This window comes from Bordetella sp. N (genome assembly GCF_001433395.1).
GTDB lineage: Bacteria > Pseudomonadota > Gammaproteobacteria > Burkholderiales > Burkholderiaceae_B > Bordetella_C.
This window is the reverse complement of the sequence record NZ_CP013111.1, coordinates 3,484,076-3,507,587: the sequence shown is the minus strand read 5'-3', so window position 1 is coordinate 3,507,587 and position 23,512 is coordinate 3,484,076. Positions and strand designations below refer to the sequence as shown.

The window sequence follows — 23,512 nt, the reverse complement described above, 5'->3', positions numbered from 1 at the left end:
CCATTGACGATCCTATTGAGCCCGCCGCACAGTACGGCCCAACATCTCACTAGGATCTAACGTCATGCAATGGATAGCAGATCGGCTGGACTTGATTCAGCCGTCGCCCAGTATCACGGCCATGAATCGTGCCAAGGCGCTTATCGCCGAGGGGCAGGATGTTTGCAATATGGCTGCCGGCGAGCCTGATTTCCCTACGCCGCCATTCATTATCGAAGCGGCTTACAAGGCTCTGCTGGCCGGCGAGACGCGCTACACCGCAGTCGATGGAACGCTGGCCTTGAAGCGTGCGATCTGCGAAAAGTTCGCCCGTGAAAACGGCCTGCAGGTTACCCCCGATCAAGTGTCGGTCGGCGCCGGCGCCAAGCAGGTGCTGTACAACGCATTCACCTGCTCGGTAAACCCCGGCGATGAAGTGATCGTGCCGGCGCCATACTGGGTTTCCTATCCCGACATCGTCAAGCTCAATGGCGGCAAGCCGGTATTCATACCGACCGATGCCGCGACCAATTTCAAGATGTCGCCAGCCCAGTTGCGCGCCGCCATTACCCCGCGCACCAAGTGGCTGGTCCTGAATTCGCCCAACAATCCCAGCGGCGCCATCTACACCGAAGACGAACTGCGCGGCCTGGGTGAAGAATTGGCCTGTCATCCGCACGTACGCGTATTGACGGACGACATCTACGAACACGTTCGCTTCGACGATGTGCCCTACGCGACCTTCGCTCAGGTCAATCCCCAACTGGCGGATCGCACGCTCACCGTCAACGGCGTGTCCAAGACCTTCGCGATGACGGGCTGGCGTATCGGCTACGCCGCCGGACCGCGCGACCTCATCAAGGCCATGGAGAAACTACAGTCGCAAACCAGCGGTAATCCCGCGGCTGTCAGCCAGGCCGCGGCGATCGCCGCCTTGCAGGCGCCGCTGGATTTCTTCGACGCCTGGCGCACGGAGTATCAACGCCGCCGCGACTACATCGTGCGAAAACTGGACGGCCAATACGGGCTGACGTGCCCGACACCGGCTGGCGCGTTTTACGTCTATCCGTCCTGCGCGGCCCTCATAGGCAAACGCACGCCTGCCGGCAAGGTAATCGGCAACGACAGCGACTTCGTCATGTACCTGCTGGACGAATTCAAGGTTGCCACCGTGCAAGGCGCCGCCTACGGCGTTTCACCTGCCTTCCGCATTTCCTTCGCCACATCGATGGAAATCATCGAAAAGGCCTGCCAACGCATTCTTGAAGCTTGCCGTGTCCTGACCTGACCGGACCTCGTTCGAGCAGGTTCAACCTCGTCCAACAACATTCAATCGTCGTGCAACAACCTTCCAAGGGGAATATCAATGAAAAAAATCATCACCGCCGCTTTGTTGACCTTCGCAATCTGCGGCGCGGCGTCGGCCGACCAACTGGCGGACATCAAGGCGAAGAAGGTCCTGGTATGCGGGGTGTTCGGTGACCTGGTTCCGCTGGGTTTCGAAGATCCGGCGACGCGCAAACCTGCCGGCTTCGACGTGGATATCTGCGCCGCCATCGCCGACAGTCTGGGCGTGCAATTGCAGATCAATACGGTTTCCGTTGCCGCGCGCATTCCGGCCGTCAGCACGGGCCGTGTCGACATCGTGGCGGCGGCTTTGGGCTACACGGCCGATCGCGCCAAGCAGGTGGACTTTTCCTCTGCCTATTACCAGACGCCGATCCCACTCCTGGTGAAGAAGGATGGTCCCTACAAGAATTTTTCCGACCTCAAAGGCAAGAAGGTCAGCGCGATACGGGCGTCGACGCCGGAGTTGTTCGCGCGCCAGACGCTGAAGGACACTGAAGTGATGACCTTCGATGACGGTCCAGCCGCCTATCTTGCGTTGCAGCAGAACAAGGTGCAGGCCATGGCCATCTCGCAGGGAGCGGGCATCGGCTTCAGGAATCGTTCGCAAGGCGGCGTCGTCTTCATGGACGAGGTGCTGCACTGGGAACCGGAATGCATCGGTGTGAAGAAGGGCGAGACCGCCTTGCTGGATGCCGTCAATAAAGCCCTGGACGAACTGGAAACCTCGGGAAAACTTCAGGTGATCTGGGACAAGTGGTTTGGCCCGGAAACGGAATACAAACTCAAGCGCGAACGCAAAGTGACCCCGTTGGCACAGATCCAGTCCCAGTAATCGGATAAGCCCGGGACGACGTCGCCGTCCCGGGAACTGGCAGGGAGTCATCATGTTTTCCTCTACCACCTTTGACATCCTGCACCAGCGCGATGTCATGCTGCTATTCCTGCAAGGCCTGGGTGTGACCCTGCAGCTTTTCGCATGCTCCGCGGTCGGCGCGTTTCTGCTGGGTGCGATCCTGGCATCGCTGCACTTCGTCGGCAGAGTGCCGTCGCTACTCGTGCAAGTGTTCGTCGGCTACCACCGCAATGTTCCAGCGATCGTGCAATTCATGGTCTGGTATTTCGGTATCCCGCAGCTGTTCCCGCAGTCCTGGACAGGGTGGACCGACGAGCATCTGACCGGTTTCTTCTTCGCCGTCGTCGCGCTGACGTTGAACGCGGCCGCTTATATTTCGGAAGACCTGCGCAGTGGTTTTCGTGCGGTGCCGAACGGCCAATACGAAGCTGCCAGGGCACTGGGATTGAGCTATGTGACGACCCTGCGCCGGGTGCTGATGCCGCAGGCCGTGCGGGCGTCGCTGCCGGCCCTGATCAATCAGGCCGTCAGCCTGTTCAAGGCGACCAGCCTGGCAATGGCAATAGGCGTCGCGGAAATGATGTACATCGCCCGGCAAGTCGACGGCGCAACGTATGCGACCTTCGCGTCCTACCTTGTTCCCACTGTGCTGTATCTCGCCTGCACCCTCAGCCTGATGGCTTGCGGCGAGTGGCTGCAAAATCGCCTGGCTACGAGGTAACGCTATGCTGGATATTCTCGACCGCTTCGGCCTGTCCCTGTTGATCGGCCAGGCGCCTCACGGCCCCTTGGGCGGTATCGCGTTGACGCTGCTCATGTCCCTGGCGGCATTGATGCTGGCGTTTCCATTAGCCATCCTGGTCGCGCTGGCGCGGGGCTCGGCCTGGAAGCCGGTACGGCGCGTAGCCGCTGTCTACGTCTACGTGATCCGGGGCATTCCGCTGCTTCTGCTCATCTTCTGGGCTTACTTCGTGCTGCCCTTGATGACGGGATTCGACGCGCCGGCGTCGGTGACCGTGGTCGCGGCGCTCATCGTCTACGAAGCGGCTTTCCTGGGCGAGGCCATACGCGGTGCGATCGCCGCGCTGCCCGCTGGTCAGATGGAAGCCTCCCGCGCCCTGGGACTGGGGTATTGGAGGACCGTGCGCCATGTGATCCTGCCGCAGGCCTTGTTCAACTGCCTGCCCAGCATCGTGAACCAGTTCATCATGATCGTGAAGGACACGTCCCTGGCCTATATCGTGGGCGCGCATGAGGCGACCTTCGCCGCGACCCAGATCAACGCCCAACTTTTGACGCAACCGTTGCAGGTCTACCTGATCCTGGCGGGCATTTACTTCGTGCTGTGCTATGCGCTCAGCCAGCTCTCGAAACTGCTTGAGCGCCGGGTGACGCTGCGCCGCAATCGGCCCGTTGCCCAAGCACCCCTGACAGAGGCATCCGCATGATCAAGTTCATCGACGTCAACAAGCGCTATGGCGATTACCAGGCGCTGGACAACATCAACGAAGAAGTCGAGGCGGGGGAGGTGGTGGTGGTCTGCGGCCCTTCCGGGTCCGGCAAGTCCACGCTGATCCGCACGGTCAATCGGCTTGAGCCGATACAAGGGGGCCGAATCGAGGTCGACGGACAGAATGTGGCGGCGGAGGGGCGCAACGTGAACGATCTGCGCTCGCGCATCGGCTTCGTCTTCCAGCAGTTCAATCTATTCCCTCATCTCTCCGTGCTCGACAACATCATGCTCGCGCCGGTGCAATTGCGGCGCAAGACGCGGCAGCAGGCGAAGTCGCAGGCCCGGGCGCTGCTGGAACGCGTCGGCCTGGCGCAGAAGGCCGACGCCTATCCGTCCCAATTGTCGGGTGGCCAGCAACAGCGCGTCGCCATCGCGCGCGCCTTGGCGATGGAGCCGCCGGTGATGCTGTTCGATGAGCCGACCAGCGCACTGGATCCGGAAATGGTCGGCGAGGTCCTGCAGGTGATGAAGGAACTGGCGCGCGACGGCATGACCATGATCTGCGTGACCCACGAGATGGGCTTCGCGCGCGAGGTGGCCGATCGGGTCTGGTTCATGGCCGATGGCCGGGTGCTGGAGCGTGCTGAACCTCAGATGTTCTTCCAGGCGCCGGAACACCCGCGCGCCAGGAAGTTCGTCGCGGACATTCGCGGCGCATGAAGCGGACCGCCGTGCAACCGAATTCAGTGGAAGAGCTGCTGGGCGTCTTGACCGATTCGTCGTTCGAGCTTGCGCAGCGTGAGCCCATTCTTGGCCCGGCCCTGCGGCGGCTGGCGGGCCCGGCGCCCAGCCTGGCAGGTTGGATGGCCAGGTTGCTGGGTGGCCGCCTGGCCGATGCCGACCTCAACGCCGCCAGGCTCGCCAACCTTTTCCTCGGGCAATACCGGCATGCGCCCCGGCTACTTGAGCTGGCCGTGGGAGATGTCGCCGCCATCCTCAGGCGCGATCCCGCCAGCCGCGGCGCGCTTGACGTGGTCTTGCACCATAAAGGCTTCCAGGCATTGCTGGTGCATCGCCTGGCCAGCAGTCTATGGCTGGATAACAGGCAGGACCTGGCGCGCTACCTGCAGGAGATGGCAGCGCGCGTGTTCAGCGTCGACATCCATCCCGCATGCCATATCGGCGCGGAGATCATGTTGGATCACGCCACCGGCATCGTGATCGGCGAGACGGCCGAGATCGCGGATGGCGTATCCATCATGCAGAACGTGACCCTGGGCGGGACGGGTAAGCATGCCGGCGATCGCCATCCGAAGATTGGGACTGGTGTGCTGATCGGCGCCGGAGCGGTGCTGTTGGGCAACATCAGCGTGGGGGCTCGTGCGCGCATCGGCGCCGGCAGTGTCGTGCTGCGGGACGTGCCCGCGGGCGCGACTGCCGTCGGTGTGCCGGCCCGTATCCTTCCAGGGCAGGGCGGGTTGCCGCTGCCCGCGGAGGACATGGAGCATGCCGGACGGGAGCCGGCCTGCGCTCCCGCCGGTTGACACGGCTCAGCCCTGGCGTCGGTATGCCTCGTAACGGGCCTTGTTTTCCTCGTTCATCGGGTACAGGCCCGTCAGGGGGGCCCCCTTGCGCACCTCGTCGAGGATCCAGGCTTCGGTCTGCTCCTGGTCGAGGGCCGTCTCCAGCACGCTGTCGAGCAGGTCCGCCGGAATGACGATGGCGCCGTCTTCGTCGGCCACGATGATGTCATTGGGCATGACGGCGACGCCGCCACAGCCGATGGGATCCTGCCAACCGACGAAGGCCAGTTGTGCCACGGCGGGTGGCGCGGACACGCCGCTGCTCCAGACGGGCAGGCCGGCAACCTGGATGCCGGCGCGGTCGCGCACGGCGCCCGCGGTGACCAGGCCGGCGACGCCGCGTTGATGCATGCGGGCGCAGAGGATATCGCCGAAAATCCCGCTGTCGACGATGCCCGCGGTGTCGGCAATGGCGACGCATCCGGCCGGCATGGCTTCCACCGCGGCGCGCGTGGAAATGGGCGAAGACCAGGACGCGGGCGACGTGATGTCCTCGCGCTGCGGAATGAAGCGCAGCGTGAATGCGCGGCCGACGACTCGTTTCTGTCCCGCCATCAGCGGCGCCGTCTGCCGGATCCAGATGTTGCGCAGGCCTTTCTTGAAGAGAATCGTGGTCAATGTCGCCGTGGTGACTTGTGACAGCGTGTCGACGATGTGGGAGGGCAGGGGCGTGGTTTGAATGTCCATGAGCAGTATCGGGCTGGGGCGAATGTTCAAATGCTGGAAATGAGTCCACCGTCGACGCGGACGATGGATCCTGTGATGTAGGCGGCGCGCTGGCTGGCAAGGAAGGCCACCAGGTCGGCGTATTCCTCCGGCTCGCCGTAGCGTCCGACGGGAATCGCCGCGGTGCTCTGTTGGCTGACTTCGGCGACGGACCGGTTTTCCCTGCGAGCTTTCTCTTCGTCGAGGAAGCGGATGCGGTCTGTCGCGATGCGGCCCGGCACCACGATGTTGGCCGTGATGCCGTCGGCAGCCACCTCGCGCGCCAGCGTCTTGGACCAGCCGACCAGCGTGGACCGCAGGGAGTTGGACAAGCCCAGATTGGGGATGGGGGAAATGACGCCGGACGAGGTGCTGGTAATGATCCGGCCCCAGCGGCGCTCACGCATGACTGGCAGTACTGCATCGGTGATCGAGATCACCGGCAGCACCATGCTTTCGAAGCGTTGCCGCCAGGTGTCGGTGGGCTGGCCGTTGACGGGCGACGGCGCGGGGCCGCCGGTGTTGTTGATAAGAATGTCGATATCCCCAAGCTTCGCGCGTATCACCGCAAGGCGGGCCGGAATGCCGTCGAGGTCGGCCAGGTCCCATTGCATGGCCAGGGTCCTGGCAGGGTCGAGCGAGGCGGCGGCTCGGGTCGCGGCTTTCTCGTCGATGTCCGCCAGGACTACGCGGGCGCCTTCGCGGGCCAGGGCTTGCGCGATGGCGGAGCCCAGGCCGCCTCCCGCGCCGAGTACGAGTGCCGTTTTGTCTTGAAGTCCGAGGTCCATGTGCTTCCTTGTTGCGGTTTTGGATGGAGAAAATTTGATGTTGGGTGCGCTGCGCAGGGCGGCATGGGATTCAGCCGGTGCGATAACATGCGGCAAGTGGATTCATTCTTATAAAAGCATCGCATCGGGACCCGCATGATCACGCTCAAACAACTGGAGGCGTTCTACTGGGCCGCCGAACTTGGTGGACTCGATCCTGCCGCGCAGCGTCTCAATACGACCCAGTCGGCCATTTCCAAGCGGCTGCAGGAGTTGGAAGGCGTGCTGGGGATAGACCTGTTCGACCGAAGCAGGCGGCGCGCACAGATCACGCCACAGGGCGAGCGCTTGCTTGCCTATGCGCGGGACATGCTGTCGAACCGGGATCGGATCATGGATCTGAGCACGGCTTTGACACCGGTGACGCGCACCTTGCGTCTGGGTGTGACCGAGCTGACGGCGATGACGTGGCTGCCTGCCTGGATCCAGCGCATACGCAACAGCCACCCGCAGGTGACGCTTTCCCCGGTGGTCGATACCAGCGTTCGATTGGTGGAAAGCGTCCGTGCGGGCGAACTCGACATGGCGATCGTGCCCGATGCTTTTCGGGACATGCACTTCGAAACGGTGCCGCTGGACTCGGTGGAATATGCGTGGATGTGCAGTCCGGCCTACCTGGATGGTGTCGACGACGTGCCACTGCGCGCGCTCGCCGAATACACCATCATCGTCCAGTTGCATGCGTCCGGGCTGGGCGACATGGTGGGACGATGGTTGCGGGAAAACGGCGTGCAGATCGAGCATTCGCTTTCCAGCAGCAGCCTGGCCGCGCTGGCGTCGTTGACCCTGTCGGGCCTGGGTATCAGTTACCTGCCCAGGAGGATGTTCGAACCCGCCATCGGGTCCGGACAGCTGCGGGTTATCCACAGCACGCCGGCATTGCCGCGCGTCCCCTACGTCATGCTGTATGACCGGTCCTCGGCTGACGACTTCATCCGCTTCGTGACGTCGCTGGCGACGGATACGTGCGACTTCACGCGCGCGTTGTCCGCCTTGATGCCCATGCGCTGAACGTCGGCCGGAGACACGGACCTCTTTTCCCATTCAATCGGCCACGATGTGCTGCGACGTCGCCAGTTGCTTCCAGCCGTCGAGTTCTTCAAGTACCTGCTTCTTGTACGCGGCGGGCGTGCTGCCGATGGCTTCGGTATCCAGTTTGTCCAGACGCGCGCGTACCTCGGGTGAGTCGACGGCTTTCTTGACGGCGGCATAGAGCCTGTCCACCGTCTTCGCATCCATCTGCGCGGGGCCGATCAGTCCATACCAGGCACGCGTGCTGACCGCGGGAAGGCCGGCCTCGGCGAAGGTCGGCACCTGGGGCAGGGCGGCGATGCGGTGATCGCCGGACACGGCCAATGCGTGGATACGGCCCGTCTGCAGATACGGCCAGGATGATGCGAGCGCGTCGAAGATCACGTCGACCTGCCCGCCCGTGACGTCATTCAAGGCCGGGTTGGCACCGCGGTAGGGGATATGCGTCAGCTTGGTTCCGCTCGCGACCTCGAAGCGCGCGCCCATCAGGTGCGCGACGCCACCGGTGCCGCCCGATGCGAAGGCAAGCTTGCCGGGACTCTTCTTGGCAAGCTCGACGAGCTGCGCGAGCGTCGCGGCGCCGGACGAGGGGCCGGCGGCGATCAGCATCGGCATCGCGGCAATATTGCTGATGTAGGAGAAATCCTTGGCGGGGTCGTAGAGGGCCTTCGGTGCGGTGGCGGGAGCCGTGCCCAATGTTCCCACGGTCGCGATGCCGATCGTGTAGCCATCCGCGGGCGCGCGGGCGATCTCCATGGTGCCGACACCACCACCGGCGCCGCCTGGGCGGTTCTCGACGATCAAGGCGACGCCAAGATCCTGGGCCATCTTGTCGGACACCACCCGGGCAATGATGTCCGCCGTGCCGCCGGGCGGGAAGGGCACGATCATCCTGATCGGCTTGGCGGGATAGGTCTCGGCCATCGCGGCCATGGGGGTCAAGGCAGCCACCATCAGGCAGCCTGCAAGCACTCTCCACTGCATTTCTTGGTCTCCTCGTCTTTATTGGCTTTTTGCCTGACGTAGTGACGAGACTAAGGGGGGATGACCTGCGCAACAAGCGATATTAATTCCGGCGATAGATGAAAAATTTTCGGAATGCCTGCTAGGGAAAACCACGATAGACCATGTTTTGCGCTGGCCCGTAGCATTGCCGCTAAATCATTAAATCGTTTTAATGACTTAATAAAACGTTTTAGCTGTTGGTTCTTTTCGGTCTTTCCAACCTTCGTCCGGGCCTCCCTGAAGGCCCTGTCGCAACAACCAGGTCCGCCATGTCCAAGCAAGCCATGCTCGACGCCATCGACGCCGAGCGCGACACCCTCATCGCATTTCTGCGTGACTTCGTCCGGGCTCCGACACCGAATCCGCCCGGCGACACCCGTGATGCCGCCGCCATCATTCGCGACTTCCTGGCCGCCCGCGGCGTGCCGTGCGAGCTGGTCGGTCCGCAGGAATCCATGCCCAACGTCGTCAGCGAATGCGACGGTGCCCGTGCCGGCCCACGTCTCGTCTATAACGGCCATATGGATGTTTTCCCCGTAGGCGATGCGCACGGCTGGACACGCGACCCCTGGTCCGGCGACATCGAGGAAGGCCGTCTGCACGGCCGCGGCACCTGCGACATGAAGACCGGCACAGCGGCCTCCATCATCGCCTACGCCTACCTGTATGCCCGTCGCGCGGAGCTGGCCGGCAGCGTCGCCCTCACCGCCGTGTCCGACGAGGAAACGGGCGGCCGCTGGGGCACCCGCTGGCTGCTGGAGAACGACACCCGCTGGCGCGGCGACTGCGTGTTGAACGGTGAGCCAGGCAGCCTCGATACCATCCGCTTCTCGGAGAAAGGCACGCTACGCCTGAAATTCGAAGTGCTGGCGGCAGGCGCCCACGGCGCATACGTACATCGCAGCGCAAGCCCTACCCGCATCGCCGCCGCGCTGATCCAGCGCCTGGCCGACGTCGAGGCGATCGAGCCGTCCTTGCCGGCTTCGCTGAAGGCCCACCTGCAACGCGATGACGTCCGCCGCGCGCTGGACGTGGCCATGGGCGCCGGCGCCGCCGATGTGGTCAGCCGCACGACGGTGAACGTCGGCGTACTTAACGGTGGCCTGAAAATCAACATGATCCCGGACCGCTGCGTTTTCGAAGTCGATATCAGGCTGCCCGTCGGGACCGAGCCGGAGGCCGCATTGGCCGTCATCGAGAAAATCCTGGTCGATTTCCCGCAGGCCAGCATGGAAGTACAGACCTGGCACAGCACGCCGCCCAACGTCTGCGCGCACGATCACCCGATGATCGATCTCATCGCCAACAACGCCGAAAAGATCGCCGGGCGTCGCCCCGTGGCGGTGCCCTCGATAGGCTCGACCGACTGCCGTTACTGGCGCCGTAGCGGCGTGCCGGCTTACGTCTATGGCCCGGCGCCAGGACGCATGGCCATGAGCGACGAGTCGGTCGATCTGGATGAATTCATCGCCGTCGCCAAGGTGCACGCGGCGGCCGGTTGGGACTATCTGGACGGCGGCGCCTGAGCCATCGCAACTGAAACCAAGGGGAAAACATCATGAAGACATTCCGTTTCATCGCGGCGGCCGCACTGGCCGCGTCGTGCCTGAGCGGCGGCCTGGCTGGCGCGGCGCACGCCGAGTCGGTGCTGCAGGTGGCGCTGAGCACCAGTCTGAACAGCCTGGATCCCAATGTCACCACGCTGGGCGAAGAGTACGTGCTTAACGGCCTGGTATTCAGCGGCTTGACGCGCATCGATGCCGACTCCAAGGTACAGCCGGATCTTGCCGTGAGTTGGTCCTCCAGCGCGGACCTGCGCGAATGGACCTTCAAGCTGCGTCCCGGCGTCAAGTTCCACCATGGCAAGCCGCTGCAGGCCAGTGACGCCGTTTTCACCTTCCAGCGCATCATGGACCCCGCCACCGGCTCCGCCGGCCGCACGCAGCTCGAAGTCGTGAAGTCGGTCGATGCGCCCGACGACGCCACGGTCCACTTCAAGCTAAGCCAGCCTTACGCCGACTTCCCGGGGCTGCTGACGGGCCGCCAACTGCGCATCGTGGCCAAGGACCGCGCCGACACCATCAAGACCCAGCCCAGCGGCACCGGCCCCTTCCGCTTCATCCGCTACACCCCTGGCGACCAGCTGGAAGTGGAGCGCAATCCCGACTACTACGACAAGGACCGCATCAAGATCGACCGTGTCGTCTTGCGCATCATGCCCGAAGCCGCGTCGCGAGTGGCGGCGCTGCGTTCCGGCGGCATCGACCTGATCTGGAACCTTCCGCTGGAGATCATCCCGGACCTGAAGAAGGACAGCAACGTTGTGGTGGAATCGGTGCCGAGCGCCAGCTGGGACGGCATCATCTTGAACAATGCCAAGCCGCCTTTCAACGACGTGCGCGTGCGTCGCGCTGTCTACCTGGCGCTGGACAAGAAGGCGCTGGTCGAGTTCGCGCTGTTCGGCGAAGGCAAGCCCACCCACACGCCCATCTCGCCCGACGATCCCGCCTTCAACAAGGACATCGGCTTCACGCCGGACCTGGCGCAGGCGAAGAAGTTGCTGGCCGAGGCCGGCTACCCACAAGGCTTTCCTGTCGACATCTTCGTGCCGGCCGGCCGTCCCGCGCGTGAGCGGCTGGGCGTCGCCGCCCAGCAACTGCTGCGGCCGCTGGGCATCAAGCTGAATGTGCAGCGTCTGCCCTACAACCGCTACTCGGCCGAAGTGGCCGGCATCGCGCCGATGTACGTGGACGGCTTCTTCGCCAATCCCGTGATCGATGCATCAACGTCGCCGTGGTTCTACAGCACCGGTTCGTGGAATGCCCGAATGTGGCACTTCAAGAGCCAGGCCGCCGACCAGGCGCTGGATGCCGCTCGCGCCGCCACCGACCCGGCCGAGCGCATCCGCCAGTACCAGCTGTTCCAGAAAATCGTGACCGACGAAGTGCCTGGTGTCATCGCCTACGTCAGCAATGTCGCCACCGCCTACCGGGCCGAGGTGAAGGGCTACCATACCAACCCCTTCCTGTGGCTGGACCTCTACGATGTCCAGAAGACGGCCGGAGCGCACTGATCATGTGGGCCTATCTGATCCGGCGCCTGGGGCATGTGCTCTTCGTCGTCGCCGCCATGGCCGTACTCATCTTCCTGATCACACAGGCCATGCCCGGCAACGTCGCCTATACGATCGCCGGCCACTTCGCGACGCCGCAGCAGGTGGCGGCGATCGAAGCTCGTCTGGGGCTCAACGATCCCTTGTGGACGCAGTTCTGGCGCTGGGCCGGTGGCGCCCTGCGGGGTGACATGGGCCAGTCCCTGGTCATGGGCCGGCCGGTGGGTCCGCTGATCTCGGAAGCGCTGGGCCGCTCGGCCCTGCTGGCGGTCAGTGCGCTGGTGCTGACGGCAGTGGTCGGCATACTCCTTGGTGTCGTCGCCGCGGTCAGCCACGGCCGCTGGCCCGATCGGGCCGTCCTGGCTTTTTCCTGGCTGTCGATCTCGCTACCGCAATTCCTTATCGCCATCCTGTTGGTGCTGGTCGTGGCAGGGACGCTGGGCTGGTTGCCGGCCACCGGCTACGCGCCGCTGTCGGCGGGCTTAGGTAATTGGGCGGCGCACCTGATCATGCCCGTCGGAACGTTGGTGCTGGGGCTGGTGGCCCACGTCGCCAGCCTGCAGCGTTCAAGCATGTTGGAAGCCTTGAACGCACCCTATGTCCGCGCCGCCCGCGCCAAGGGCCTGAAGGAGCGGACGGTGCTTTACCGCCATGCGCTGCGTAATGCGCTGATCCCGACGGTGACGGTGCTGGCGCTTGATTTCGGCATCCTCATGGGCGGCATCGTGGTGGTGGAAACCGTGTTTTCCTACCCCGGCCTGGGCCGGCTGCTGATCTTCGCGGTTGAACAGAAAGACCTTCCCATCCTGCAGGCCGGCGTGCTCGCCGTCACTGTCATCTACGCCTTGGCCAACCTGGCGGCGGACATCGCCTATGCCTTTCTCGACCCCCGGATCCGTTATGGAAATCTCGACGTACGCTGACCCGCCGCGGCCGCGCCGCCGGTTTTTCACCGCCTTGCCCATCGGCACGCTGATGCTCGCGGCTATCCTGTTGCTATCCCTTGCCGCACCGTGGCTCGCTCCCTACGATTTCGACGCCATGGACGCTGCCCGGCGCATGATGGGGCCTTCCACTGCGCACTGGTTGGGCACCGACGAATTCGGCCGCGATGTGTTGAGCCGAGTCCTGTATGGCGGCGCCACGTCCATCCTGCTGGGGGTTTCCGCCACGGCTCTGAGCTTCGTGGTGGGCGTTCCGCTGGGCCTGTTGGCAGGCTACCTGCGCGGCTGGATCGACGACGCCGTGATGCGTGCGGTCGACATCGTGATCGCCGTTCCGCCGGTAATGCTGGGGCTGTTGATCCTCGCCTCGACCTCGCCCAGCCTGTGGAAGGCGGCCCTGGCGGTAGGCATCATCTACACGCCGGTGATGATCCGCCTGGCGCGCGGCATGACGTTGTCGCTTTCCAACGAGGAATTCATCACCGCCGCCCGTGCGCGGGGGGAAGGGCTGGTCTGGATACTGCTGCGGGAGATCCTGCCGAACGCGTTGCCGCCCCTGGTGGTGGAAGCCTCGCTACGCGTCAGCTTCGCCATCCTTCTGGGTGCGGTCTTCAGCTTTCTTGGCCTGGGCACCCAGCCGCCGTCTTCGGACTGGGGGCTGATGGTGGCCGAAGCCCGGCCCTACCTGGAGCGCGCGCCCTGGGTCGCGCTCGCGCCCGGCCTGGCGATCTGTCTGACGGTCATCGCCGTGAGCCTCATGGGTGAGGGCATGCGCCATCGCCTCGATACGCGCGCTGTGCAAAGGACCTGACATGGCTACTGACAACATACTCGCCATCGAGAATCTCCACGTCCGCTATGGCGACAACGAAGTACTGCACGGGGTGGATCTCGTGTTGCCGCGCGGTGAATCGATAGGCGTCGTGGGTGAAAGCGGTTCCGGCAAAAGTACCGTGGCCTGGACTGTCCTGGGACTGCTGCCGCCCGGGGGGCGCGCGACCGCGGGCCACATCGTTTTCGACGGCGAGGACATCCTGCCCGCTGAAGCCGCCGCCGCGCTGCGCGGCGACCGCATCGCCATGGTGTTCCAGGACCCGTTCACTGCCTTGAATCCCAGCATTCCCGTGGGACGCCAGATCACCGAGGTGCTGATCGAGCGGGGCCGCATGGACGGGCGCGCGGCCCGCGCCGAGGCCTTGAGGTTGATGGACGAGGTCCGCTTGCCGCGTGCGGCGGAACTGCTGGACGCCTATCCGCACCAGCTGTCCGGCGGGATGAAGCAACGCATCGTCATCGCGACCGCGCTTGCCTGCTCACCAGAACTCCTGCTTTTGGACGAGCCGACCACGGCGCTCGATGTGACCGTGGAAGCGCGCATCCTGGATCTGCTGGATGAGTTGCGACGCCAGCGCGGGCTCAGCCTGCTGTTCATCAGTCACAACATCGGGTTGGTGGAACGCATGTGTTCGCGCGTGACGGTGATGCATAACGGGTGCGTGCAGGAGTCGGGCCCGGCCGGCGACGTGCTCTGGCGGCCGACGCATCCATATACGCGCAAGCTGCTGGCGGCACTGCCGCGGATGTCTGTTACGCGATCCACTGCCGAGGCAGGCACCGAGGCTGCGGTGGCGAAGGCCGCCGCGGTGGCGCCGTCCCCGCCGCTGACGGGGCCCGCCGACATCATCGCCAGCGCTACCGATGTACGGCTGACCTTCCGGCGGACCCATCCGCTGGGTGGCTGGGCCAGGCTCTTGCGCCTGCCCCAGCGCGCGGGAGTCCATGCTCTGGCCGGCGTCACGCTCGCATTGCGGCCGCGCGAGATCGTAGGACTGGTCGGCGAAAGCGGTTCGGGAAAATCCACGCTGGGTCGAGTATTGGTGGGCCTGCAACCCCCGGACGCGGGCGAGGTACGTCTGTCCGGACACGATGTCTATGTCGCGGAGGCGGCGCTGGCGCGTACCTTGCGCCGCCGCTCCCAGATGGTGTTTCAGAATCCTGATTCGTCCTTGAATCCGAGGCATCGGGTCGGCGACGTGCTGCGCCGCCCCTTGCAGCTGATGGGGCTGGACGCGGCCGCACAGCAGCGCCGGATGGGCGAATTGTTGGAGTTGGTGCGGCTGCCTGCCTCGTATGCATCGCGCTACCCGCACCAGCTGAGCGGCGGCGAGAAGCAACGTATCGGTATCGCCCGGACCCTGGCGCTAGATCCATCGGTGCTGGTGTGCGACGAAGCCACCTCCGCGCTGGACGTGTCGGTCCAGGCCGCCATCCTGACGTTGTTGAAGGACCTGCGCGATCGTCTGGGCGTGGCGATGCTGTTCATCTCGCACGATCTGGCGGTGGTGTCGCAAATTGCCGATCGTGTGGTGGTTATGCGGCAGGGCGCGATCGTCGAGCAAGGGCCGGCCGCCAAGGTGCTCAGCGCACCGAGCCACGAATATACGCGCCTGCTGCTCGACAGCGTTCCGCCCTTTGTCTCGGGCCGCGCAAGGGAAGTGGCCATGGCCTGATCCTCTATAATCCGGCGCATGATTTCCGCAACCGGGCCGGCTACGCCATGACTCCGAAAACCCGTGCCGCCCGTACTACCGTCAAGATCGTCGACGTTGCGAAGGCCGCCAACGTCTCGCCCGCCATCGTCTCCCGCATTCTCAGCAACGATGCGAAGCTGGTCGTGCGGGATGACACGCGCCAGCGCGTGCAGGAGGCCATCGAGGCACTCGGCTATACGCCCAATCCGCAGGCGCGCGGGCTGCGATTGTCGCGTTCAAATACGCTGGCGATGATCGTGCCGGAAATCAACAGTCCTGTTTTCCCTGTCATCATCCAGGGGGCCCAGCGCGCCGCCTGGGAGCATGGCTATTCGCTGCTGGTGGGCGGCATGGGTGGCGAAGAGGAAGACCCGCAAGTGGCGGGGCGGCTGCTGCGCAGCAACCGGATCGACGGCCTGCTGGTGACGACGGGTCGACATGAGGAGCAGATGCTGCAGGAGTTGGCGACGCTGAACGCGCCCTTCGTGCTGGTGAATCGCTATCTGGACGAAGATCATCCCTATGTCGCGCTGGACGAGCGCGGCGCGGCGGCCGCCATCACGCGCCATCTCACGGAGCTGGGTCATCGGCGTATTGCCTTCCTTGGTGGGTTGCAGCGTCGGGTAGGCGAACGACGAGTGGCTGGTTATGCCGATGCCCTGGCGGAAGCGGGCCTGCCCTGGGCGCCCGAACTGGTGGTGGAGGCGGGCTACTACAAGCATGGTGGCGAAAGCGGCCTGCGCCAACTGCTGGCGCTGGACGATCCGCCGACGGCGGTGCTGGCGACCAACGAGATCGTTGCCGCGGGTGCGATGGCGGTGGCGCATGCGGAGGGTATCCGCATCCCGAAGGACATGTCTCTGGCCAGCTTTTCGGATGGGATGGTGGCGGAGCTGTTGAGTCCTTCCCTGACTGCGGTGCGTTTTCCGCTTGAGCGGGTCGGTTATGAGGCCACGACGATGCTGGTGGCTATCGTGGAAGGCCGGTCCCTTCCTCAGACCCGCATCAGCTTGCCCCACGACGAAGTCATTCTCCGCCATTCTACGGGCGCCGCCCCCCGTCGCCGGCGGGCCCGGCCGTAAGCAGGTCGGGACTCCGCCGATGCCGTCAGCCGCGGCCGGGTAACCAAATCACTCGGCGCGCCGGCCGCGTTCAGGCGGATAAAGCTCTCGCACCACTTCCAGAAACTGCCTGAGCACTCTCGTCTCCGGTCGTGCCTTGGGCGTCGCCAGCACCAGCCGGTTGTGGATCCCGGGCGGGCCCACCTCGGCCGTCTGCAATTGCGGCAGCATGCTGTCGTTGGCGAGCATGCTCGCTGGCGCCAGCGTATAACCCAGCCCGCTGGCGACCAGGCGCAACAGCGTCAGCACCACGCCAGCCTCGGCCACGACGTTCAGTTGTATGCCCTTGGGCGCCAAGGCGGCGTCGACCTGCGAGCGGATGGCATTGGCGCGTCCAGGCAGGATCATCGGATACCCGGCCAAGGCCCGCAGCGTCACCCGGCTGGGCAGCGGCGGCGCGCTGGCCGGGCCGACCAGCATGAAGGCCTCCCGCGTCAAGGCGCGGTAGGCGAGCCGGGGCGAATGCGGCGGATCGTAAAGCAGCGCCACGTCCAGGCGGCCCTCGATCAACAACTCCCGCAAATGAAGACTGATGCCCTCGCTGATGGCGACCAGCGCACGGGGCAGGCGCTGCCGCATGCGTGCCACCATTTCCGCGCCCATGGCCAAGGCGACCTGCGAGGGCAAGCCGACCGCCAGTCTGCCCGATGGGTTGCTATGCAGGTCCCGCAAGGCGCCCCGTGCAATCTCGGCCGCGGCCAGCACGCCGCGCGCGTGCTCCAGCAAGACGGCGCCGGCCTCGGTGACCGTGGCGCCGTGTCCGTTGCGCAGCAGCAGCCGGTGGCCCACGCTGGCCTCCAACAAGGCCATCTGCCGGCTGAGGGTCGACTGGGACAGGCCCAGCGACACCGCCGCCCTGGTGAAGCTGCCGCCATCCGCCAGGGCGATGAAGTACTGCAGTTGCTTGAGATCCATGACCGGCGCCTTATCGGGAATCCGCATAGCTGATATCGAGAATATACGCCCGCGTGCGGCGCCGCCGGCGACATAATCCTTGGGCACCCGGCGCAAAAACCAACCCTGACATGCCGGGGCGTTGGAGGAGAACACCATGCGCGGATTTTCTCGTGCCATCACCTTGCGCCTGCTGGGCGCGGTGACCCTGGCGGGGGCATCAGCCACCTGCGCCGCCGCTTCCTATCCCGACCACGCCATCACCATCGTGGTGCCCTATTCGGCGGGGGGAGGCGTCGACACCCTGTTGCGGGTCATCTCGCCGCTGCTGTCGCAGAAGCTGGGCCAGCCTGTCGTCATCGAGAACCGGCCCGGGGTCTCCGGCATGGTCGGCGCGGCCATGGTGGCGCGCGCCAAGCCGGACGGCTACACCTTGTTGGCGGGCAATACGACGACCAATGTCTCAAATCTGTTCGTCTACAAGGAACTGCCTTACGACCCCCGCAAGGACTTCACGCCACTGGCCATGGTTTCGCGCGGGCCCTGTGTCCTGGTCGTGCCGCCCGACAGCAAATTCAATTCCGTGCAGGACGTCATCAATGAACTCAAGCAGGCGCCGCCGGATTCGTTGACCTACGGCACGAGCGGCAACGGCAGCTTCCAGCATATGTCCGCGGTGCTGTTCAGCACGATGACGCAGACCCAGATGCGCCAGATTGCCTACAAGGGCAGCCCCAATGTATTGACCGACGTGATCGGCAAGCGCCTGGACATGGCATTCGAAGTGATTCCGGTCGCTGAACCCTTGATCAAGGCCGGCAAGATCAAGGCGCTGGCCGTCACCAGCCGAACCGCGATTCCGGCCTTGCCCGGCGTCAAACCCATCGCCGAACTTGGGTTGCCGGAATTCGAGATGGTCGCGTGGAAAGGGATTTTCGCGCCCGCGGGAACCCCCGACGCTGTCACGCGCAAACTCGGCGCGGCCTTGGCGGAAGTCATCCGCACGCCGGAGATAAGCAAGCGTATCGAGAGCCTGGGTGAAATCGCCGACGGCCGCGCCAATGCCGAGTTCGGCCAGGCGGTACAGGCCGACATCGCCTATTGGGGCCCCATCCTGGCCAAGGCTGGCGTCAAGCCAGAATGAATCCAGACCCCTTCCGCAACGAACATCGCCCCGCCACATGAAAATCACTCAACTCGATCTCAAGGTGGTCAGCATCCCGCTGGCCACGCCCATCCCCAGCGCCCGCATCGTCATCAAATCGGCGGACTGCATCCTGGTAACCCTGAAAACAGACGACGGCCTGAGCGGCGAAGGCATGATCTTCACCCTGAATGGTCATCGGCTGCCGATGCTGCATCAGATGCTGCGCAGCCTGGAGCCCCTGGTGCTGGGCCTGGATCCACGCATGAGCGGCGTGTTCTGGTCGCAAGCCTGGGCGGACATCGCCTTTCTGGGCCACCGTGGCGCCACGGTCGTGGGCCTGGCGGGGATCGACATGGCGCTCTGGGATCTACGTGGCAAGGCGGCTGGATTGAGTGTCAGTCATCTGATCGGCGCCTGCCATGCGTCTTTGCCGATCTATCGCAGCGGGGGCCTGCGGCTGTCGTCCTCCGTCGAGCAGTTGCAGCGGGAAGCGGAGGGCTTTTTGAAGCAGGGCTATCGCGCCATGAAGATGTCCCTGGGCAAGCCGACCATCCAGGAAGACGTCGAGCGGGTCCGCGCGGTGCGCCAGGCCATCGGCGGCGACATCAAGCTGATGGCCGACTGCAATCAGCAATTGACGGCGGATCGTGCCATCAGGCTGGGCCGCCGGCTGGAGGAATTCGAACTGGCCTGGATAGAGGAGCCGGTGCCGTATCACGACCACGACGCGGAGGCCGCGGTCGCCGCCGCGCTGGACACGCCGATCGCCAGCGGCGAAACGGAATATACGCGGCATGGCATGCTGGACATGCTGCAGCGCAAATCGGCCGACATCCTGATGCCGGACCTGCAACGCATGGGGGGACCCACCGAGTTCCTCAAGGTCGGGCATCTGGCCGAAGCCTACAACGTGCCGGTTTCGCCGCACCTGTTCACGGAAATGAGCATCTCCCTGGCCGCGGCCTTGCCCAATGCCTTGATCGTCGAACACATGCCGTGGTTCGGCCCGCTGTACGCGGAAGCCCTGACCCTGGACGCCGACGGTCGCGTCCAGGTCCCCACCGCGCCAGGGTGGGGCTATACCTTCGACCAGAAGGCGATCGAGCGCTTTGCGGCGTAGGGCCTGGCGCTACTGACCGGGCGCCAGGACGGACAGGATGTTCCGCGCGGCGCCGACCGCCATGCCGCGCAGGCCGCCGTTGGTCGTCCCGCCTATGTGCGGCGTCAGTATCGCGTTGGGCGTATCCACCCAGGGAGAGCCGGCGTTGACGGGCTCGTCGACGAAGCAGTCCAGGCCCAGGAACAGGTCGCCCGCGTGCAGCTTGGCGCGGACGGCGTCTTCGTCGATGATGCCGGCCCGGGCCGTGTTGATCACGATGGCGCCCTTGCGCAGCAGTTCCAGCCGGGCCGTGTCCAGCAGATTACGGGTCGAGTCGTCCAGCGGGCAATGCAGGGACACCACATCGCTGGCCTTCAACAGCTCATCGAGTTCGACCTTGGTCGTGCCCGCGGGCAGTTGATCCGCCTGCAGGTAGGGATCGCTCACCAGCACGCGCATGCCGATCGCCTGGGCGAACCGGACCACGCGCGCGCCGATGGAGCCGCAGCCCACCACGCCCAGGGTGGCGCCGGACAGCTCCAGGCCCATATAGCTCTGCTTGTCCCAATGCCCTTGGTGCATACGCGCGTCCAGCCGGCTGATGCCGCGGGCGCACGCAAGGATGAGCCCCAGCGCAAGCTCAGCGACGGCCTGGCTGTTCGACCCGGTCGCGGCGAGGGCGACGATGCCGAGCCGCCTGGCGGCCGGCAGGTCGATCGAGTCCATGCCCACGCCATGCCGGCCGATGACCTTCAATTTGCGCGACGCGGACAGCACCTGCTCGTCGATCTTGCCGTAACGGGCCAGGATGGCGACGGGTTGTTCGCGCTCGACCAGGGCAACGAGGTGGTCCTGGTCAATCCGCTCGCCCGCGTAGCAAAGGCGATAGTCCTTGAGCAGCGCCACGGCGTCCGGGTGAATTTTCTCTTCGGTAATGACGATGGTTTCTTGAGTCATGGATGTCGCTTCGGGCCTATTCCTTGGGTATCGTATCCGCGATGGCGCGTAACGCGGGGGCCTGCTGGTTCAGGGAGGCTTGCCACTCGGCGCCCGGCAGGTAGGCCAGGACCAGCGCATCGTTGCTCGCGGCCTTGATGAAAGCCGGATCGGCGATGCTGTCCGCGATGGCCTTCTGCAGTCTGGCGACGGCGTCGGCGGGCACGCCCTTGGGCGCCGCGAAACCGCGCTCGGACGTCATTGTCACCTTGTACTTCTGCTCGGCCGCGGTGGGCACGTCGGGCAGCGCCTTGGAGCGTTCCGTGCCGAACTGTGCGACGGCGCGCAGGTTCGATGAGCCACTGCGCAGTTCAGGCATCTCACCCGCGCTGACGAAAGCATAGTCCACGTGGCTGCCAAGCACCGCGGTCTTGGATTCGGACGTGCCCTTGAAAGGCACATCGTTGGGTTCCGCGCCCGATTCGTTCTGCAACTGCTTCAAGGCCAGGTGGCCATTGGTGCCGATGCCGTTATAACCAAAGGACAGGGACTTGGGGTTTTTCTTCAGGGCATCGACGATTGCCGCCAGGGTGTTGGCCTTGGCGTCGCTGCGGGCGATGAGCACCGTGGGGTCGTTCACCACCCGGGCCACCAGCGTGAAGTCTTCCGGCTTGTACTGGGTCTTCTTGTACATGGGCAGGAAGTTGAAGCTGGGTACGTTGATCACGCCCAGGGTGTAGCCGTCCGGCTTGGCGCGCGCGACATAGGCATTCGCGATTTCACCTGACGCGCCGGGTTTGTTCAGGACGACCACTCGCGCATGGCCGCCGAGCCGTTTTTCGATGAAGGGCGCGAGGGCCCGCGCCATCAGGTCGGTGCCGCCGCCGGCCGAAAAGCCGACGACGATTTCTATCGGCTGGTCGTCGGGCCAGGCAGCGTGGGCCGCGGGCGCGGCGGCGATGAATAGCAGTGCGGCTGATAGCGTGCGCAAGGGGGGCATCGAGAGTCTCCGGTTTATGTCTAATTTTGGTAAGTGCAATCATCTTCCCTCAGGCGCTGTGCTGGAAAGCGATTTAAACGACTTACCGAATATTCATAAAAGGAAACAGTCGCGTGTCGCTATGTCGTTTGCCGGAGGGGGCGCGCGGGCAGGCCGCCCGAGAAGTCGACCGCGTCGCGCACCAGATCGCGCAAGGTCTGCGGCATCCCGCGCGTGTCGTCGCGACGGGTCAGAAAGCAGTAGTTGAGCGTGGGCAGCGGAGGATTGCTGACCAGCTCGACCAGAGAGCCCTGCTGGACCCAGGCACCCATGTAATCGGTGGGCAGGAAGCTGATGCCTATGCCGGCGACGGTCAGCCCCGTGATAGCCATCAGGCTGTTGCACGCCAGGATGCGTTGTACCTGCAGCTTCTGGGCGGCGGCCCATGCGTCGAAGGCTCTAGTCAGGCCTGAGTCCTCGGTCATCGTGATGACGGGGTGACGCTCGAAGTCTTCCGCGCGCAGTGTGCGCCGCTTGCCCATCCGGGCGGGCGAGCCCATCCAGGAGAAGCGGACTTTGCTCATGACTTCGGCTTGCAGGTCGCTGTCCGGCGAAGGGCCGGGGGAGACAGCGAAGTCCAGTTCCCCGCGCGCGACGCGCCGCTCCAGCTGACGGGCCAGATCGACGTAGGGGCGCAGCACCAGATTGGGATGCGTGTCACGCACGGTGGCGACGAAGCGGGGCAGCCAGGTCAGGGAGCCCAACTCGCTGATGCCGAATTTGCAGACGCCGTGCAGGCCTTCGGGCGCCGTCACCAGGGCCTTGACCGAATCGCTCAGGGACAGCATCTGATGGGCTAGCGGGACCGTGCGTTGTCCAAGGTCGGTCAGCACGGCGCGCTGGCTGGAGCGGTCGAACAGCGGGGCGCCCAATGACGTTTCCAATTCGGCGATCCGCTTGGACAGCGACGATTGCGTCACGTGCAGCCGGTCGGCGGCAATGGCGAAGCTTCCGAGCTTGGCGGCCCAATAGAACGCTTCGAGTTGCTTGAGGGTCATGGTAAGGGTGGCTGACGCTACGCGTGACCCGCTACGCCCCCGCGCGGGACGTGGGCGTTGGTGCTACGGCGGCGTTGCGTTTGTGTTCGGTGGCGGCGTACTGGCGGAGCAGGATGTTGGACACTTCCGCCGAGACGGGTTTGCCTTCAAGGAAATCGTCGATCTGGGCGTACGTGACGCCGAAGGCGTCTTCGTCAGGGCGCAGGGGACGCAGGGTTTCCAGGTCGGCCGTGGGGACCTTCATGACCAGTTCCTCGGGCGCCCCCAAGGCAGTGCCGAGCGCGCGCACACGGCGCTTGGTCAGGCCGGTCAGCGGGACGACGTCGGCCGCGCCGTCGCCATGCTTGGTGAAGAAGCCCATCAGCGCTTCCGCCGAATGGTCGGTACCGACCACCAGCCCATTCGTCGCGCCGGCAATGGCGTACTGCGCGATCATGCGTTGCCGTGCCTTGATGTTGCCGACGATGAAGTCCTCGGCGGCGTCGTCGATATGTGCCAGACCGGCAGCCGCCAGCGCATCCTTTTGCGCATCCACCGCCGGTTTGATGTCCACGGTCATGCGCCGGTCAGCCGCCACGAAGTCCATGGCCCGGCTGGCATCGGCCTCATCCTTTTGGACCCCATACGGCAAGCGCACCGCGACAAACGTGCAGTCATAGCCGGCCGCCCGCAAGCGCTCCACCGCCAGCTGCGTCAGACGGCCCGCCACGGAAGAGTCGACCCCGCCGCTGATGCCAAGCACGTAGCTGGTCTTGCCGGCGCCGCGCAGGTAGTCGGCCAGAAAGCGCACGCGATGCGCGATTTCCTCGGCCGCGTCGAACCGGGCGGGAACGCCCAGGATACGGGCGATGTCACTTTGGCCGAGGGACGGGCCAGACGCACGGGACGAGGTCATCGAGTTTCC

At 64.8% G+C, this 23,512-nt stretch carries 23 protein-coding genes; 15 read left to right on the top strand and 8 right to left on the bottom strand.

Going from position 1 to position 23,512, the window contains the following annotated elements:
- The first annotated feature begins 64 nt into the window (after nt 1-64).
- The 6 genes from ASB57_RS14915 to cysE all read left to right on the top strand — a co-directional run bounded on the left by ASB57_RS14915 (nt 65) and on the right by cysE (nt 5,179).
- The gene (locus ASB57_RS14915; RefSeq protein ID WP_057652938.1) at nt 65-1,267 is read left to right on the top strand and encodes a pyridoxal phosphate-dependent aminotransferase; all 1,203 of its coding nucleotides are present in this window, start codon (nt 65-67) and stop codon (nt 1,265-1,267) included.
- 78 nt (nt 1,268-1,345) lie between these two features.
- Nucleotides 1,346-2,161, top strand: a complete 816-nt coding sequence (locus tag ASB57_RS14910) for a transporter substrate-binding domain-containing protein (protein WP_057652937.1) — start codon at nt 1,346-1,348, stop codon at nt 2,159-2,161.
- Between the two features lie 52 nt (nt 2,162-2,213).
- On the top strand, nt 2,214-2,903 hold the full coding sequence (locus tag ASB57_RS14905) for an amino acid ABC transporter permease (protein WP_057652936.1): 690 nt from the start codon (nt 2,214-2,216) through the stop codon (nt 2,901-2,903).
- A 4-nt stretch (nt 2,904-2,907) separates the two neighbouring features.
- Nucleotides 2,908-3,630, top strand: coding sequence for an amino acid ABC transporter permease (locus tag ASB57_RS14900; RefSeq protein ID WP_057652935.1), 723 nt, complete (start codon nt 2,908-2,910; stop codon nt 3,628-3,630).
- The gene (locus tag ASB57_RS14895) at nt 3,627-4,355 is read left to right on the top strand and encodes an amino acid ABC transporter ATP-binding protein (protein ID WP_057652934.1); all 729 of its coding nucleotides are present in this window, start codon (nt 3,627-3,629) and stop codon (nt 4,353-4,355) included. The genes ASB57_RS14900 and ASB57_RS14895 overlap by 4 nt, the downstream gene beginning before the upstream one ends.
- Nucleotides 4,352-5,179: a serine O-acetyltransferase gene (gene cysE, locus ASB57_RS14890; protein WP_057652933.1), complete on the top strand. Its 828-nt coding sequence runs from the start codon at nt 4,352-4,354 to the stop codon at nt 5,177-5,179. The genes ASB57_RS14895 and cysE overlap by 4 nt, the downstream gene beginning before the upstream one ends.
- Before the next feature lie 6 nt (nt 5,180-5,185).
- Here cysE and ASB57_RS14885 read toward each other — a convergent pair whose 3' ends face one another.
- Nucleotides 5,186-5,905 (bottom strand): ribonuclease activity regulator RraA, encoded by a 720-nt coding sequence (locus ASB57_RS14885; protein WP_057652932.1) that lies wholly within the window; start codon nt 5,903-5,905, stop codon nt 5,186-5,188.
- Between the two features lie 26 nt (nt 5,906-5,931).
- A complete protein-coding gene (locus ASB57_RS14880; protein WP_057652931.1) occupies nt 5,932-6,711 on the bottom strand; it encodes an SDR family oxidoreductase in 780 nt (259 codons plus the stop codon).
- Nucleotides 6,712-6,846: 135 nt separating this feature from the next.
- On the opposite strand from ASB57_RS14880, the gene ASB57_RS14875 reads away from it, so the two are divergent.
- Entirely contained in the window at nt 6,847-7,761 is a 915-nt protein-coding gene (locus ASB57_RS14875) for a LysR family transcriptional regulator (protein ID WP_057652930.1), read from the top strand.
- 33 nt (nt 7,762-7,794) lie between these two features.
- Here the strand turns inward: ASB57_RS14875 and ASB57_RS14870 are convergent, their stop codons facing one another.
- The gene (locus ASB57_RS14870) at nt 7,795-8,766 is read right to left on the bottom strand and encodes a tripartite tricarboxylate transporter substrate binding protein (protein ID WP_082621615.1); all 972 of its coding nucleotides are present in this window, start codon (nt 8,764-8,766) and stop codon (nt 7,795-7,797) included.
- 290 nt (nt 8,767-9,056) lie between these two features.
- On the opposite strand from ASB57_RS14870, the gene ASB57_RS14865 reads away from it, so the two are divergent.
- The 6 genes from ASB57_RS14865 to ASB57_RS14840 are packed head-to-tail and all read left to right on the top strand — an operon-like array spanning nt 9,057 to nt 16,456.
- Entirely contained in the window at nt 9,057-10,313 is a 1,257-nt protein-coding gene (locus ASB57_RS14865; protein ID WP_057652928.1) for a M20 family metallopeptidase, read from the top strand.
- A gap of 32 nt (nt 10,314-10,345) precedes the next feature.
- On the top strand, nt 10,346-11,860 hold the full coding sequence (locus tag ASB57_RS14860; RefSeq protein WP_057652927.1) for an ABC transporter substrate-binding protein: 1,515 nt from the start codon (nt 10,346-10,348) through the stop codon (nt 11,858-11,860).
- A gap of 2 nt (nt 11,861-11,862) precedes the next feature.
- Nucleotides 11,863-12,822, top strand: a complete 960-nt coding sequence (locus ASB57_RS14855) for an ABC transporter permease (RefSeq protein ID WP_057652926.1) — start codon at nt 11,863-11,865, stop codon at nt 12,820-12,822.
- Complete coding sequence (locus ASB57_RS14850) at nt 12,800-13,654, top strand: ABC transporter permease (protein ID WP_057652925.1); 855 nt, start codon at nt 12,800-12,802, stop codon at nt 13,652-13,654. Before ASB57_RS14855 ends, ASB57_RS14850 begins: the two co-directional genes overlap by 23 nt.
- A gap of 1 nt (nt 13,655) precedes the next feature.
- Nucleotides 13,656-15,353, top strand: coding sequence for an ABC transporter ATP-binding protein (locus ASB57_RS14845; RefSeq protein ID WP_057652924.1), 1,698 nt, complete (start codon nt 13,656-13,658; stop codon nt 15,351-15,353).
- A gap of 47 nt (nt 15,354-15,400) precedes the next feature.
- Nucleotides 15,401-16,456: a LacI family DNA-binding transcriptional regulator gene (locus ASB57_RS14840; RefSeq protein ID WP_057652923.1), complete on the top strand. Its 1,056-nt coding sequence runs from the start codon at nt 15,401-15,403 to the stop codon at nt 16,454-16,456.
- A gap of 48 nt (nt 16,457-16,504) precedes the next feature.
- On the opposite strand, the gene ASB57_RS14835 is transcribed toward ASB57_RS14840, so the two are convergent.
- The gene (locus ASB57_RS14835; protein ID WP_057656163.1) at nt 16,505-17,410 is read right to left on the bottom strand and encodes a LysR family transcriptional regulator; all 906 of its coding nucleotides are present in this window, start codon (nt 17,408-17,410) and stop codon (nt 16,505-16,507) included.
- Between the two features lie 136 nt (nt 17,411-17,546).
- Here ASB57_RS14835 and ASB57_RS14830 point away from each other — a divergent pair, with 136 nt between their 5' ends.
- Together ASB57_RS14830 and ASB57_RS14825 are read left to right on the top strand one after the other, a co-directional pair.
- Nucleotides 17,547-18,533, top strand: a complete 987-nt coding sequence (locus ASB57_RS14830) for a tripartite tricarboxylate transporter substrate binding protein (RefSeq protein WP_057652922.1) — start codon at nt 17,547-17,549, stop codon at nt 18,531-18,533.
- A gap of 37 nt (nt 18,534-18,570) precedes the next feature.
- The gene (locus ASB57_RS14825) at nt 18,571-19,656 is read left to right on the top strand and encodes a mandelate racemase/muconate lactonizing enzyme family protein (RefSeq protein WP_057652921.1); all 1,086 of its coding nucleotides are present in this window, start codon (nt 18,571-18,573) and stop codon (nt 19,654-19,656) included.
- A gap of 9 nt (nt 19,657-19,665) precedes the next feature.
- Here the strand turns inward: ASB57_RS14825 and ASB57_RS14820 are convergent, their stop codons facing one another.
- The 4 genes from ASB57_RS14820 to nadE form a co-directional block, all read right to left on the bottom strand.
- On the bottom strand, nt 19,666-20,592 hold the full coding sequence (locus ASB57_RS14820; RefSeq protein ID WP_057652920.1) for a hydroxyacid dehydrogenase: 927 nt from the start codon (nt 20,590-20,592) through the stop codon (nt 19,666-19,668).
- A gap of 16 nt (nt 20,593-20,608) precedes the next feature.
- Complete coding sequence (locus ASB57_RS14815) at nt 20,609-21,571, bottom strand: tripartite tricarboxylate transporter substrate binding protein (RefSeq protein WP_057652919.1); 963 nt, start codon at nt 21,569-21,571, stop codon at nt 20,609-20,611.
- Nucleotides 21,572-21,690: 119 nt separating this feature from the next.
- Nucleotides 21,691-22,608, bottom strand: coding sequence for a LysR family transcriptional regulator (locus ASB57_RS14810; RefSeq protein WP_057652918.1), 918 nt, complete (start codon nt 22,606-22,608; stop codon nt 21,691-21,693).
- A gap of 31 nt (nt 22,609-22,639) precedes the next feature.
- Entirely contained in the window at nt 22,640-23,503 is an 864-nt protein-coding gene (gene nadE / locus ASB57_RS14805) for an ammonia-dependent NAD(+) synthetase (RefSeq protein ID WP_057652917.1), read from the bottom strand.
- Nucleotides 23,504-23,512: the final 9 nt, after the last annotated feature.